The sequence below is a fragment of the Streptococcus sp. Marseille-Q0941 genome, assembly GCF_943736975.1.
Classification (GTDB): Bacteria; Bacillota; Bacilli; order Lactobacillales; family Streptococcaceae; genus Streptococcus.
In genome coordinates, this window is sequence record NZ_CALSFO010000007.1 from 74,180 (window position 1) to 89,969 (window position 15,790).

Sequence of the window (15,790 nt, forward strand, 5' to 3'; positions counted from 1 at the left end):
TCTATCTATCAGAATACAATATAGAGTTATAAGTGTCTACAAAATGGAGAAAAGTTGCTTACTTCATGAAGTTTTGTTAGACACTTATAAACTTAATTTTTGACTTTTTAGATACTATTTAGAATAGTTGTTTTCCGATTTAGTGGTATCCAAGATAAGTATGTTGTACTTATCTTGGACGGAATTTTTGAGAGTAAAATAGTTCGGGGAACTATTTTAGCCTGAGCCTAGAAATGAATGAGCGAGGAGCTCAAAAATTAGGTCTTTCATTTCATGGTTTTCTAAAATCATCCACTGGATAATTTTACCTTCCGTCCGCACTATTTGAGGGAAATTGTAAAAAGATAAATCGAATTGGAAATAGGCATCAGAAGTAAAGGAAGTTACTATGATTTTTGACGATTTAAAAAACATTAGCTTTTACAAAGGAATTCATCCTAATCTAGACAAGGCCATTGATTATCTCTATGAACACCGCAAAGATTCATTTGACCTTGGGAAGTATGAGATTGATGGCGATAAGGTTTTTCTAGTTGTACAAGAAAATGTTCTCAACAAAGAAGAAAATGATCGTTTTGAGCACCATAAAAACTATGCAGACTTGCATTTGTTGGTTGAAGGTCATGAGTATTCTAGCTACGGTTCTCGTGTTAAAGATGAGGCTGTAGCTTTTGATGAAACCAGTGATATTGGTTTTGTCCATTGTCACGAACAATACCCACTCTTGTTGGGATATCACAATTTTGCAGTTTTCTTCCCAGGAGAACCTCATCAACCGAATGGTTATGCTGGTATGGAAGATAAAGTTCGCAAATATTTATTTAAAATTTTAATCGATTAGTCAATTAGGAGGAGCAAACAATGGCACAAAAAAGATCTGGATTGATAAAAGCGGCATTTGATACGGATAACTTTCTCATGCGTTTTTGCGAGAAGGTTTTAGATATTGTGACGGTTAACCTGCTCTTTGTGGTGTCTTGTTTGCCTATTGTGACGATCGGAGTAGCAAAGATCAGTCTCTATCAGACAATCTTCGAAGTTAAGAGTAGTCGACGGGTGCCTGTTTTTAAAACTTATATGAAAGCCTTCAAACAAAATTTGAAATTAGGTCTCCAGTTAGGTTTGCTAGAATTAGGAATCTTTCTGATTAGTGTGGTTGATTTATCATTATTCTGGAGTCAAACTGGTATTGCTTTTCAGCTCATTAAAGCCATTTGCTTGGGAATACTGATATTTTTAACCCTAGTTATGTTGGCTAGCTATCCAATTGCAGCGCGCTATGACTTGACTTGGAAAGAAGTCCTTCAAAAGGGCTTGCTCTTAGTCAGCTTTAACTTCGTTTGGTTCTTCTTGATGCTTGCGATTATTTTCTTAATCATCATGCTTCTCTATCTATCAGGCTTTACTCTAGTGCTTGGTGGTTCGGCATTTCTACTCTTTGGCTTTGGTCTTCTTGCCTTTTGCCAAGCAGGATTAATGGAAAAATTGTTTGCTAAATATCAAGAGAATTGAAAACAATATGAAACTACTTTCAAACAAGAAAAGCTTGGTGAGATGAATAGAAATTAAAATCTAAGTGGCTTATATGTGTTGAAAGCGCTTTTCACAAGGTGTATACTAAAATAGTAAATAATCATCTGCCCAGTGCAGAAAATAAGAAATTTTAGGAGAAATCTATGTCAGATTTAAAAAAATATGAAGGTGTCATTCCTGCCTTCTACGCATGTTATGATGATGCGGGTGAAGTAAGTCCAGAACGTACTCGTGCCTTGGTTCAATACTTTATTGATAAAGGTGTTCAAGGTCTTTATGTCAATGGTTCTTCAGGCGAGTGTATCTACCAAAGTGTAGAGGATCGCAAGTTGATCTTGGAAGAAGTCATGGCAGTTGCTAAAGGTAAATTGACCATTATCGCTCACGTGGCTTGCAACAATACAAAAGATAGTATTGAGTTGGCTCGCCATGCTGAAAGTTTGGGTGTTGATGCTATTGCAACAATCCCGCCAATTTACTTCCGTTTACCTGAGTATTCAGTAGCAAAATACTGGAATGACATCAGTGCTGCAGCGCCAAATACAGACTACGTTATCTACAACATTCCACAATTGGCAGGTGTTGCTTTGACTCCAAGCCTTTACACAGAAATGTTGAAAAACCCACGTGTTATCGGTGTTAAAAACTCTTCAATGCCAGTACAAGATATCCAAACTTTTGTCAGCCTTGGTGGAGAAGACCATATTGTCTTTAATGGTCCAGATGAACAGTTCCTAGGTGGACGCCTCATGGGAGCAAAAGCTGGTATCGGTGGTACTTATGGTGCTATGCCAGAACTCTTCTTGAAACTCAATGAGTTGATTGCTGAGAAAGACTTGGAGACAGCGCGTGAATTGCAATACGCTATCAACGCTATCATTGGTAAATTAACTGCAGCGCATGGAAACATGTACGGCGTGATCAAGGAAGTCTTGAAAATCAATGAAGGACTTAATATCGGATCAGTTCGTTCTCCGCTTACACCAGTGACCGAAGAAGATCGTCCAGTTGTAGAAGCAGCTGCGGCATTGATTCGTGAAACTAAGGAGCGTTTCCTCTAATCAATAGGAGGCTTTATGACTAATTACGTTGCAATTGATATTGGTGGAACTAATATCAAATACGGTTTGATTGACCAAGATGGACAACTTGTAGAGTCTCATGAAGTTGCGACTGAGGCTCATAAGGGCGGTCCACACATCTTACAGAAAACAAAAGATATCGTAGCTAGCTATCTAGAAAAAGGTCCAGTGTCGGGCGTCGCCATTTCCTCAGCGGGAATGGTTGACCCCGGTAAGGGTGAGATTTTCTATGCTGGTCCACAAATTCCAAACTATGCTGGAACTCAATTTAAAAAAGAAATTGAAAGTAGCTTTGGAATCCCATGTGAGATTGAAAATGATGTCAACTGCGCAGGTCTTGCTGAGGCAGTATCTGGTTCAGGAAAGGGAGCGAGTGTGACACTTTGCTTGACCATTGGAACAGGTATCGGTGGTTGCTTGATTATGGATGGGAAAGTTTTCCATGGATTTAGCAACTCAGCCTGTGAAGTCGGTTATATGCATATGCAGGATGGAGCTTTCCAAGATTTGGCTTCTACGACAGCCTTGGTAGAGTATGTAGCTAAGGCTCATGGAGATCCAGTTGACCAATGGAATGGCCGCCGCATTTTCAAGGAAGCAACCGAGGGCAACAAACTCTGTATGGAGGGGATTGACCGCATGGTAGAATACCTTGGTAAGGGTCTCGCTAATATTTGTTATGTTGCCAATCCAGAAGTTGTCATCCTTGGTGGTGGCATCATGGGACAGGAAGCTATTCTGAAACCTAAAATTCGTAAGGCTTTGAAAGATGCACTTGTTCCAAGTTTGGCAGACAAGACTCGTCTTGAATTTGCCCACCATCAGAACACTGCTGGCATGCTCGGTGCATATTATCATTTTAGAACCAAACAGTCCTAAATTGGCTTTGCCAATTTAGGTTTTTTTACAGGAAAAAAGCTAGGTAAAAATTTAATAAAACTTTGGAAACCCTTGCATTTCTTGGGATAATATAGTATATTTATTATACTGAGAAATCTCGAAAAAGCATTTATAAAATCCAGTCATTTTTTTATTCAGAAAAATGTAAGCGATTTCTAAAATGGATTTAAACAGAGTAAAAACTGGGAGGGAGAAGAGTTTTAGGCTAGATACTGAGAAATAAAATTGTCGCCAGCAGAAACTGGGCTCTTGCAGTAGCGGACTGCTTTTGTTCATTAGGAGAATTTGATGAAACGGTATTTTTTTGAAAGAAGTCGAATATTCAGTATTCGAAAACTAACAGTTGGTGTAGCCTCCGTGGCAGTTGGACTAGCTTTTTTTGCATCTGGAAATGTTGCTGCTAACGAAGTTGTGACAGAGCCAAAACTGGAAGTGGAAGGTCAAGCAAAAGAAGTAATCGATGTTGATAAAGAAAAAGCAGAAACAGTTAAGGAAACTAAAGAAGTAGCGACTCCTGTTAAAAAAGATGTAGCTGAACAAGTAGCTCCTGCTACAGAAAAAGTAACAGAAGAAACTAAAACTACTGAAGAAGCTGGCGATTTACTACCAGCAGAGATTCCTGACCGTGCTTATCCTGATACACCAGTGAAAAAATTGGATACTTCAGCTATTGTATCAGAAAAGGATAGTCCCAAAGTAGAAACTAAGAGTATTTTAAAAGCTGAAGAATCAAATGCAACTGAAGTTGAGAAAGACAATAGAGCTATTATCAATGGTGGTCAAGATCTTAAGCATATCAATTATGAGGGTCAACCAGCTACATCAGCTACTATGATTTACACAATTTTCAGTTCACCTCTAGCAGACGGTGGAACTCAGCGTTACCTCAATTCAGGTTCTGGTATCTTTGTAGCTCCAAATATCATGTTGACAGTGGCTCATAATTTCTTGAAGAAGGATGCCGAAACCAATGCTGGTCATATCTTAGGTGGTGATACTGCTAAGTTCTACTACAATGTCGGCTCTAATACTCCAAAAGAAAGATCTTTACCAACTTCAGGAAAGGATATTTTGTTTAAGGAAAAAGATATTCATTTTTGGAATAAAGAAAAGTTTGGTGAAGGTTACAAGAATGACCTAGCCTTGGTTGTAGCCCCTATTCCACTTCAGATTGCAAGCCCAAATAAGGCTGCAACCTTTACTCCTTTAGCAGAGTATCGAGAGTATAAAGCGGGAGAACCTGTTAGTACGATTGGTTATCCTACAGACTCAAGCTCGCCAGAATTGAAGGAACCAATTGTGCCTGGTCAATTGTATAAGGCTGATGGTGTTGTTAAAGGTACTGAAAAATATGATGATAAGGGAACTGTTGGAGTCACTTATCGTTTGACTTCTGTATCAGGTCTTTCTGGTGGTGGTATCATCAACGGGGATGGCAAAGTTATCGGAATCCACCAACGTGGGACTGTTGACAATATGAACATTGCTGAAAAAGACCGCTTCGGTGGAGGTCTTGTCTTGTCTCCAGAACAACTGGCATGGGTCAAAGAAATCATTGACAAGTACGGTGTCAAAGAAGGTTGGTACCAAGGTGATAACGATAATCGCTATTACTTTGACTCGAAGGGACAATTGCTCAGAAATACAACAGCTGTCATTGGCGGAAACAAGTATGCCTTTGACAACAGTGGTCTAGCAACCCTAGTTGAAGGCGTTGACTATGGGCGAGTAGTTATTGAACATGTGGACCAAAATGATAATCTAGTCAAAGAAAACGATACGTTTGTAGATAAGGCAGAAGTGGGTGCTCAATTCAACTATAACTACAAATCGGAAATCGAAAAAACAGATTTCTACAAGAAGAATAAAGAAAAATATGAGATCGTTTCAATTGGAGATTCTCCAGTCAATAAACAATTGAAAGACGCTTGGGCTGAAGATCATAGTGTGGTAAGCAAGGCTCCTGCAGGAACACGCGTCATCAAGGTGGTTTATAAAGTGAATAAAGGTTCTTTTGAAGTTCACTATCGCTTGAAAGACTCTGATAAAGAGTTGACAACTGCAGATGTGGACAATAACGAGGGTAAGGAATACGATGTTTCCTTTGTTCATAAATTCCAAGCCAAAGAAATTAAAGGCTATCGTCCAGTAAATGCGAGCCAAGAAGCGACTATCAAGCATAAAGGGGTGAATGAAGTTATTTTTGAATACGAAAAGATTGAAGATCCAAAACCAGCAACTCCTGTAACACCAGTGGTTGATCCAAAAGATGAAGAAACAGAAATTGCTGCTTACGGTCCACTGCCTAGCAAGGCTCAATTGGATTACCACAAGGAAGAATTGGCAGCCTTCATCCATTATGGTATGAATACGTATACCAACTCTGAGTGGGGGAACGGTAGAGAAAATCCTCAGTACTTCAATCCAACCAATCTTGATACAGATCAGTGGATTAAGACTTTGAAGGATGCTGGATTCAAACGAACCATTATGGTTGTGAAACACCATGACGGATTTGTGATTTATCCATCTAAATACACAGACCACACGGTAGCTGCGAGTCCATGGAAAAATGGTAAGGGAGACCTTCTCGAAGAAATCTCTAAATCAGCGACTAAGTATGACATGAATATGGGTGTTTACCTATCACCATGGGATGCCAACCATCCTAAATATCATGTTGCAACTGAAAAAGAGTACAATGAATACTATCTCAACCAACTCAAGGAAATCCTTGGCAATCCTAAATACGGAAACAAAGGTAAATTTATCGAAGTATGGATGGACGGTGCGCGTGGTAGCGGAGCTCAAAAAGTAACTTACACCTTTGATGAGTGGTTCAAGTACATCAAGAAAGCTGAAGGAGATATCACTATCTTCTCTGCTCAACCGACAAGTGTGCGTTGGATTGGTAATGAACGTGGTATCGCCGGAGATCCAGTTTGGCATAAGGTCAAGAAAGCTAAAATCACTGATGATGTGAAGAATGAATATCTCAACCATGGAGATCCAGAAGGGGATATGTATTCAGTTGGTGAAGCAGACGTTTCTATCCGTTCAGGTTGGTTCTACCATGACAACCAACAGCCAAAATCAATCAAAGATTTGATGGATATCTACTTCAAGTCTGTTGGTCGCGGAACGCCACTTCTCCTCAATATTCCACCTAATAAAGAAGGTAAATTCGCAGATGCAGACGTGGCGCGTTTGAAAGAATTCCGCGCAACCTTGGATCAAATGTATGCGACTGATTTTGCTAAGGGAGCAACTGTAACTGCAAGCTCTACTCGTAAGAATCATTTGTATCAAGCAAGTCACTTGACAGATGGTAAGGATGATACTAGCTGGGCACTAGCAAATGATGCTAAGACAGGTGAATTTACAGTCGATCTTGGTCAAAAGAGACGTTTTGACGTAGTCGAACTCAAAGAAGACATCGCTAAAGGTCAGCGTATCTCTGGATTCAAGGTTGAAGTTGAACTCAATGGTCGTTGGGTACCATACGGTGAAGGTTCGACTGTTGGTTATCGTCGTCTTATCCAAGGTCAACCAGTAGAGGCGCAAAAGATTCGTGTAACCATTACGGGTGCACAAGCGACTCCAATTTTGACAAACTTCTCTGTTTATAAGACGCCGAGCAGTATCGAAAAGACAGATGGTTACCCTCTAGGATTGGATTACCACTCAAATACAAGAGCTGATAAAGAAAATACAACTTGGTATGATGAATCTGAAGGTATCCGTGGAACATCTATGTGGACTAACCAAAAGGATGCCAGCGTTACCTACCGTTTCACTGGAACAAAAGCATATGTAGTATCTACGGTGGATCCAAACCACGGTGAAATGTCCGTTTACGTGGATGGTCAAAAGGTTGCAGATGTCCAAACCAAAAATGCAGCTCGCAAGCGCAGTCAGATGGTCTATGAAACAGATGACTTGGCTCCAGGTGAACATACCATCAAGCTTGTCAACAAAACTGGCGAGCCTATTGCAACTGAAGGTATCTACACACTCAACAATGCCGGCAAGGGTATGTTTGAGATGAAAGAAACTACCTATGAAGTTCAAAAAGGCCAACCAGTTACTGTAACCATCAAACGTGTTGGTGGTAGCAAGGGAGCTGCGACAGTTCATGTTGTAACAGAGCCAGGAACAGGGGTTCACGGTAAAGTTTACAAGGATACAACCGCTGATTTGACCTTCCAAGACGGTGAAACTGAGAAAACAATCACGATTCCAACGATCGACTTTACAGAGCAAGCTGATTCAGTCTTTGACTTCAAGGTGAAAATGACTAGCGTTTCTGACAATGCTCTTCTTGGATTTGCTTCAGAAGCTACTGTACGAGTGATGAAAGCAGAATTGCTCCTAAAAGACCAGAAGAGCTATGACGATCAGGCAAGTCAGCTAGATTATAGTCAAGGTTGGAACCATGAAACGAACTCAGCTGATAAATATCAAAATACAGAATCATGGGCGTCATTCGGTCGTTTGAATGAAGAGCAAAAGAAAAATGCCAGCGTAACAGCATACTTCTACGGTACAGGTCTTGAAATTAAGGGATATGTGGATCCGGGACATGGTATCTACAAGGTAACGCTAGATGGTAAAAAAGTCGAGTACAAAGATGGTCTAGGAAATGCCTCTGTTCTTAATGGCAAGAAGTACTTTAGTGGTACAGCTGCTACACGTCAAGGAGATCAAACTCTCGTTCGTTTGACAGGGCTCGAAGAAGGTTGGCATGCTGTAACCTTGCAATTGGATCCAAAACGTAATGATACTACGAGAAATATTGGTATCCAAGTTGACCAGTTCATCACTCATGGAGAAGATAGCGCTCTTTATACAAAAGAAGAGTTGATCCAAGCAATGAAGAACTGGAAGGACGAGTTGGCTAAATTTGATCAAACCAGTTTGAAAAATACTTCAGAGGCACGTCAAGCCTTCAAGTCAAACTTGGACAGACTATCTAAGCAACTTTCAGTAAGTGATGCGAATGCACAAGAAATTCTGAAAACAGTAACAGCCTTGCAAGCAATCCTTGATAAGGAAGAAAATTACGGTACAGAAGACACACCAACACCAGATCAACCAGAAGAACCAAACTACGACAAGGCTATGGCAAGTTTGGCAGAGGCTATTCGAAACAAGAGCAAGGAACTCGGAAACGATAAAGAAGCTAAGAAGAAACTAGTTGAGTTGTCAGAACAAGCTCTTACTGCGATTGAAGAAGCCAAGACTCAGGATGCAGTAGATAAAGCTTTGCAAGCAGCTTTAGCGTCTATCAATAGTCTTCAGGCAACACCAAAAGAAGAGCCAACTCCAGAAGAACCAACTAAGCCAGAGGAGCCTAAGGTTGACTACCATAAGGCGATTGCAGATTTGACAGAAGCAATCGAGAAAAAAGCAACAGAACTGGTCGAAGATGGAGCTGCCCAAGAGAAACTAGTTGAACTAGGTGAGCAAGCACTTGCAGCTATTCAAGAAGCCAAGACTCAGGATGCAGTAGATAAAGCTTTGCAAGCAGCTCTAGCATCTATCAATCAGCTTCAAGCGACTCCGAAAGAGGAGCCAGCTCAACCAGAGGATCCAGCCAAACCGGAGGAGCCAGCCAAACCGGAGGAGCCAGCCAAACCAGAGGAGCCAGCCAAACCAGAGGATCCAGCCAAACCAGAGGATCCAGCCAAACCAGAGGATCCAGCAAAACCAGAGGAGCCGGCCAAACCAGAGGAGCCAGCCAAACCAGAGGATCCAGCAAAACCAGAGGAGCCGGCCAAACCAGAGGATCCAGCCAAACCAGAAGAGCCAGCTCAACCAGAGGATCCAGCCAAACCTGAAGAACCTGCAAAACCAGAGGATCCAGTACAGCCAGAGGAACCAAGCAAGCCAGAAGAGTCTAAGATTGACTACGATAAAGCTATGGCAAGTTTGTCTGAAGCTATTAAACATAAAACAGCTGAGTTGGGAGATGACAAGGAAGCTAAGAAAAAACTAGTTGAACTAGCGGAGCAAGCTTTAGCAGCTATTGAAGAAGCTAAGACTCAGGATGCAGTAGATAAGGCCTTGCAAGCAGCTTTGGCATCTATCAACAATCTTCAAGCGGCACCAAAAGAAGAAGTGGAACATTCAAATCTTCCAACAGAAGGTGTTAAAGAATTGAGTGTAACTCAACCGAACCTTGAAGTAACGACAGAGCCAATTGCCTTCAATACGATTCGTCGTGAAAATTCTCTCCTACCTAAAGGTAAGGAACAAGTTCTTTCTGAAGGAAAAGATGGTCAAGTAACGACCTATGTAGAAGTTGATGGTAGCGATCGAAAGGTTGTCAAAGTAGAACGTGAGGAAGCTCAAGATCGCATTATTGAGGTTGGTACGCAAGAAGGAACTGCTGTGCCAACAGAAGGCGTTATGAATTTGGACTTTAACCTACCAAATCTAAAAGTAGAGAAAGAGCCAATTGCCTTCAAGACTGTCCGCCGTGAGAATGCTAATTTGGCTAAAGGTAAGGAACAAGTTCTTTCTGAAGGAAAAGATGGTCAAGTAACTACCTATGTAGAAGTCGATGGAGGCAACCGTAAGGTTGTTAAAGTAGAACGTGAGGAAGCCCAAGATCGCATTATTGAGGTTGGTACTAAGGAAGAAACTCCATCAACTGATAGCAAATTGAAGGTCTTGAAAGATTCTTCAACTAACTTGAAACTGATTGCCCGAGAAGGGGACCTAAATGGAGGTTCTGTTCTAGAGGTCGATAAGGTTGCTGATCAGGTTCTAGAAGGTCGACGTTTCGATGCTTATCAAGTTCAATTGAAAAATGAGAAAGGCGAACTCGTTCAACTGAAAGGTGTAGCCCTTGTTCAAGTCACTGTGGCGTCAGATGTAGCCAATGTCTATGCCATGAATGCAAATCAAGAATTGCAGGAAGTGAAGTTTGAACAAAAAGGTTCATCCCTTGAATTTGTAGCTCCACATCTGGGTGTCTATGCAGTAGTGTACAAAGATGCTCCTCAATCAGATGTACCAACAAATGTAGAAACTCCTGCACCACAACCAATGGGAGAAGACAAGCTAGAGGCGAAGGGAACTGTAGCAGATTCTGCTAGCAAACAGTTACCAGCAACAGGAGAAGAAGTCAGTTCAGCTCTCTTGCCTGCCCTCACTCTAGTTTCAGGAATGATGCTATTCTTCTTCAAAAAAGAGATGAAGGATTAGCAGAAACTAAATCAAAGAAAGTGTTTTGAAACACAAAAAAAGCGAGTCCCATCGTGGACTCCTTCTTTTATTGATAACGTTATTCCAAACAGAAAACCCTGAATTGTTTTCAATTTCAGGGTTTTCTATTTCTTGTGTTTCTACGATAACCATTCAGTCTATTATTTTCCCAATAGCTATTAAAGATTTTTTCTTTACTTTCGCGATCAATCTCTAGGAAATAAGCGTAGAGTAAATCAATGATAATCAGCATTGGAATCTGAGCAGAGATTCGTTGGATATAAGAGGCTTGGTTTTGGCTTGCGACCAAAATGGTTTCTGTAAATGCTTGAGTATCCTTATTCGGTGAACTTGTAAATAGAACTGTCTTAGCTCCCATATCCTGGGCATCTAATAAACTATCGATGATGGACGGTGTTGTTCCTGAGAGGGAGAAACCAAAGACCAAACATTTTTCATCAATGATACTAGTCGTCCAGGCAAAACCGTCTGGATCTGTTAAGGCTTCACAGACGACACCCAATCTCATAAATCGTAGCTTCATCTCACGTGCGACTAGACCGGAACTCCCAGTTCCGAAAAAATACACTCGTTCGGATTGCTCAATCATCTGAGCTACACGTTCCAACTGCTCATCGTCAATCAATCCTTGAGAAAAATCTCGCAGGTTTGCATAACTTCTAAGGACTCTCTGAGTCAAAGGATTCATATCCTGTTGAGGAGTAGAAAGAGTGTCTTTTTGTTGTTGGTATTTGAAGATGAACTCTCGATAGCCCTTAAAACCACATTTCTTGGCAAAACGAGTGAGCGCTGCCTGGGAAATATGAAGTTTTTGAGTAACTTGCTGAGAGGATAAGTCATCGTTTATGGTATCTGCCTGCAGAAAATAGCGAGCAATTTCTTGCTCTAAATCGGTCATTTCTTCAAAGTGAAGCTCAATGATTGTAGAAATATCTTGCTTATTCATGGGACTCCTTTGATAGCTATTTGCCAGAATTTATTTGACAAATCTAACAAATAAAATAGCGCTTACCTCCATTATATCATAGAAAATAATTTTTGGGCCAAAAAGGAAAAGTCTTTTCTTTTTCCATAATTTTCTACCTAAATTATGGTACAATGAAGAGTGTGATTTTGATTAGAAATGAGACTGATGTGTATGAGAAAATTCAACAGCCACTCGATACCGACACGGCTTAATTTGTTATTCGCAATCGTTATTTTGCTCTTTTTAGCCATTATTGGTCGTTTGCTTTATATGCAAGTTCTTCACAAGGATTTTTATGAAAATAAACTCGCTTCTGCTAGCCAAACTCGAGTAACCATGGGTTCTGCTCGTGGAGAAATTTATGACGCTGCAGGTAAACCGTTAGTCCAAAACACTGTGAAGCAAGTTGTTTCCTTTACACGAAGCAATAAGATGACTGCGGCTGATTTGAAGGATATTTCTAAAAAATTGTTGACCTATGTAACAGTCACCTCTCCAGAGTTGACGGACCGACAAATGGCTGATTACTACTTGGCTGATGCTGAAGTTTATAAGAAAATAGTCGAAGCTCTTCCAAAAGATAAACGGTATGATTCAGATGGCAATCAGCTGTCTGAAGCTCAACTTTATAACAATGCTGCTGAGAGTATCACTTCTGATCAACTGAACTATTCAGAGGATGAAAAGAAGGCCATCTATCTCTTTAGCCAGCTCAATTCAGTTGGAAATTTTGCTACAGGAAATATTCAAACAGATCCTTTGAGTGATACACAGGTAGCTGTAATTGCTTCTGCTTCAAAGGAATTGCCAGGTATTTCTATCTCTACCTCATGGGATCGAAAGGTCTTAGAAACTTCTCTTTCATCTATTGTCGGAACTGTTTCTAGTGAAAAATCAGGTCTTCCAGCAGAAGAAGTAGACGCTTATTTGAAAAAAGGTTATTCGCTCAATGATCGCGTCGGGACTTCCTATCTTGAAAAACAATACGAAGAAGTCTTGCAAGGGAAACGGACCGTCAAGGAAATCCATTTGGACAAGCATGGAGACATGGAGAGCGTAGAGAATATAGAAGAAGGTAGCAAGGGAAAAAACATCAAATTAACCATTGATTTGGCCTTCCAAGATAGCGTAGACAGCCTCTTAAAGAGTTATTTTAATTCTGAACTTGCAAATGGTGGTGCTAAATACTCAGAAGGTGTTTATGCAGTAGCCCTTAATCCTAAGACAGGTGCTGTATTGGCAATGTCAGGAATTAAACACAATCTAGAAACAGGAGACTTGACACCAGACTCACTAGGAACAGTGACCAATGTTTTTGTACCAGGGTCTGTCGTTAAGGCGGCAACCATCAGTTCTGGTTGGGAAAATGGAGTCTTGTCAGGCAACCAAACCTTGATAGACCAACCAATCGTCTTCCAAGGTTCTGCCCCTATCAATTCCTGGTATACCCCTTATTATTACGGTTCCTTTCCGGTTACAGCCGTTGAGGCTCTAGAATATTCATCTAATGCCTACATGGTTCAAACTGCGCTAGGAATGATGGGTCAGACCTATCAACCAAATATGACAGTCAAAACCAACCAACTTGAGTCTGCCATGGGAAAACTTCGTTCAACCTTTGGTGAATATGGTTTGGGCGTGTCTACAGGGATCGATTTACCGGATGAGTCAACAGGCTTTATCCCTAAAGACTATGATTTGGCTAACTATCTAAATAATGCCTTTGGACAGTTCGATAACTACACACCAATGCAGATAGCTCAGTATGTGGCGACCATTGCTAACAATGGTGTTCGTCTAGCTCCACATATTGTCGAGGGAATATACGATAACAATGATAAGGGTGGCCTTGGGGAATTAATCCAAGCAATAGATACCAAGGAAATCAACAAGGTCAATATTTCTGAATCAGATATGGCAATCTTGCACCAAGGATTTTACCAAGTATCGCATGGAACTAGTCCCCTAACGACAGGACGGGCGTTTTTAGATGGCGCCACTGTTTCTATCAGTGGTAAGACCGGTACAGCTGAAAGCTATGTAGCTGGTGGTCAAGAAGCTAATAATACCAATGCTGTGGCCTATGCTCCAACAGAAAATCCTCAAATTGCAGTTGCAGTAGTCTTTCCTCATAATACCAATTTAACCAAAAATGTTGGGCCAGCAATTGCTCGCGACATTATCAATTTATATAATCAACACCATCCAATGAATTAGAAAGGAAGCCATGCTTTATCCAACACCTATTGCTAAGTTGATTGACAGCTATTCTAAACTTCCAGGTATCGGGATTAAGACAGCGACCCGACTGGCCTTTTATACCATTGGAATGTCGGATGATGACGTCAATGAATTTGCAAAAAATCTTCTGGCAGCTAAACGAGAATTGACCTATTGTTCAATCTGCGGACGCTTGACAGATGATGATCCATGTTCAATCTGTACGGATCCTAGTCGTGACCAGACTACTATCCTAGTATTAGAGGATAGCCGAGACGTAGCAGCTATGGAGAATATCCAAGAATACCATGGACTCTATCATGTCTTGCACGGATTGATCTCCCCTATGAATGGGATTAGCCCAGATGACATCAACCTGAAAAGTCTCATGACTCGCCTCATGGATAGTGAAGTTTCTGAGGTCATCGTAGCCACCAATGCAACAGCAGATGGTGAGGCGACCTCCATGTATATCTCTCGGCTACTCAAACCCGCGGGGATTAAGGTTACTCGTCTAGCACGAGGTCTAGCAGTAGGAGCAGATATCGAATATGCGGACGAAGTAACGCTCCTAAGAGCCATTGAAAATCGTACCGAACTTTAGTCTGTAAGGATATAGAATGGGTAATTAGTTAGCAGATAAGATTTCAAGAAATCAAGAGACTAGATTTATTTTTAATCCAGTCTCTTTTGTGCTATTCAAGTTTAAAAAAATAAACAAATGTGATATACTAAAAAGCGAGTATTCTAGTAGAAATAGGACAATCATATGAAACAAACAATTATTCTATTATATGGTGGACGCAGTGCAGAGCGTGAAGTGTCTGTATTGTCAGCTGAGAGTGTCATGCGTGCGGTTAACTATGACCGTTTTGCAGTCAAAACTTTCTTTATCAGCCAGTCTGGTGATTTTATCAAAACCCAAGAATTTACCCAAACTCCTGGCCAAGATGAACGTCTCATGACCAATGAAACGATTGATTGGGACAAGAAAATTGCTCCAAGTGCCATCTACGAAGAAGGCGCAGTTGTTTTTCCAGTTCTTCATGGACCTATGGGAGAAGACGGTTCCGTTCAAGGTTTCCTAGAAGTCTTGAAAATGCCTTATGTCGGTTGCAACATCTTGTCTTCAAGCCTTGCTATGGACAAAATCACGACTAAACGTGTCTTGGAATCTGCTGGGATTGCCCAAGTTCCTTACGTAGCCATTGTTGAAGGAGATGACTTAGCTTCTAAGATCGCAGAAGTTGAAGAAAAATTAAGCTACCCAGTCTTTACCAAACCATCTAATATGGGTTCTAGTGTTGGTATTTCTAAGTCTGAAAATAAAGAGGAACTCCATCAAGCTCTCGAACTCGCCTTTAAATATGATAGCCGTGTCTTGGTAGAGCAAGGTGTCAATGCGCGTGAAATCGAAGTTGGACTTTTAGGAAACTATGATGTCAAGAGCACTCTACCTGGTGAAGTTGTCAAGGACGTAGCCTTCTATGACTACGAAGCAAAATACATCGATAACAAGATTACTATGGATATTCCAGCCAAGATTAGTGATGATGTAGTAGCAGTCATGCGTAAAAATGCAGAAGCTGCCTTCCGTGCTATTGGCGGGCTTGGTCTCTCACGTTGTGATTTCTTCTATACAGATAAGGGAGAAGTTTTCCTAAATGAGCTAAACACCATGCCAGGATTTACTCAGTGGTCTATGTATCCATTGCTCTGGGACAATATGGGAATTAGCTATCCAGAACTAATCGAGCGTTTGGTTGATCTTGCTAAAGAAAGCTTTAACAAGCGTGAAGCGCACCTATTGTAAAGATAGCTATAAGGGCGGGGCAAGACTTCCTGCCCCTTTTTA

The 15,790-nt window shown here is 40.9% G+C and carries 9 protein-coding genes; 8 read left to right on the forward strand and 1 reads right to left on the reverse strand.

Going from position 1 to position 15,790, the window contains the following annotated elements; all coding sequences use genetic code 11:
- Positions 1–388 precede the first annotated feature (388 nt).
- The 5 genes from NGI26_RS07805 (at position 389) to NGI26_RS07825 (ending at position 10,727) form a co-directional block, all read left to right on the forward strand.
- Positions 389–841: a NanQ anomerase/TabA/YiaL family protein gene (locus NGI26_RS07805; RefSeq protein WP_251938480.1), complete on the forward strand. Its 453-nt coding sequence runs from the start codon at positions 389–391 to the stop codon at positions 839–841.
- Positions 842–861: 20 nt separating this feature from the next.
- Positions 862–1,512, forward strand: coding sequence for a YesL family protein (locus NGI26_RS07810; RefSeq protein ID WP_251938482.1), 651 nt, complete (start codon positions 862–864; stop codon positions 1,510–1,512).
- A gap of 164 nt (positions 1,513–1,676) precedes the next feature.
- Entirely contained in the window at positions 1,677–2,594 is a 918-nt protein-coding gene (locus NGI26_RS07815) for a dihydrodipicolinate synthase family protein (protein WP_251938484.1), read from the forward strand.
- Positions 2,595–2,609: 15 nt separating this feature from the next.
- On the forward strand, positions 2,610–3,494 hold the full coding sequence (locus NGI26_RS07820) for an ROK family protein (protein ID WP_251938486.1): 885 nt from the start codon (positions 2,610–2,612) through the stop codon (positions 3,492–3,494).
- 309 nt (positions 3,495–3,803) lie between these two features.
- Positions 3,804–10,727: an alpha-L-fucosidase gene (locus NGI26_RS07825; protein ID WP_251938488.1), complete on the forward strand. Its 6,924-nt coding sequence runs from the start codon at positions 3,804–3,806 to the stop codon at positions 10,725–10,727.
- 115 nt (positions 10,728–10,842) lie between these two features.
- On the opposite strand, the gene NGI26_RS07830 is transcribed toward NGI26_RS07825, so the two are convergent.
- Positions 10,843–11,694: a MurR/RpiR family transcriptional regulator gene (locus NGI26_RS07830; protein WP_251938489.1), complete on the reverse strand. Its 852-nt coding sequence runs from the start codon at positions 11,692–11,694 to the stop codon at positions 10,843–10,845.
- A gap of 192 nt (positions 11,695–11,886) precedes the next feature.
- Between NGI26_RS07830 and pbp2b the strand changes: the two genes are divergently transcribed.
- The 3 genes from pbp2b to NGI26_RS07845 all read left to right on the forward strand — a co-directional run bounded on the left by pbp2b (position 11,887) and on the right by NGI26_RS07845 (position 15,748).
- Positions 11,887–13,932, forward strand: coding sequence for a penicillin-binding protein PBP2B (gene pbp2b, locus NGI26_RS07835; RefSeq protein ID WP_286009855.1), 2,046 nt, complete (start codon positions 11,887–11,889; stop codon positions 13,930–13,932).
- A gap of 10 nt (positions 13,933–13,942) precedes the next feature.
- Positions 13,943–14,539, forward strand: a complete 597-nt coding sequence (gene recR, locus NGI26_RS07840) for a recombination mediator RecR (protein WP_251938494.1) — start codon at positions 13,943–13,945, stop codon at positions 14,537–14,539.
- A 165-nt stretch (positions 14,540–14,704) separates the two neighbouring features.
- On the forward strand, positions 14,705–15,748 hold the full coding sequence (locus NGI26_RS07845; protein ID WP_251938496.1) for a D-alanine--D-alanine ligase: 1,044 nt from the start codon (positions 14,705–14,707) through the stop codon (positions 15,746–15,748).
- Positions 15,749–15,790: the final 42 nt, after the last annotated feature.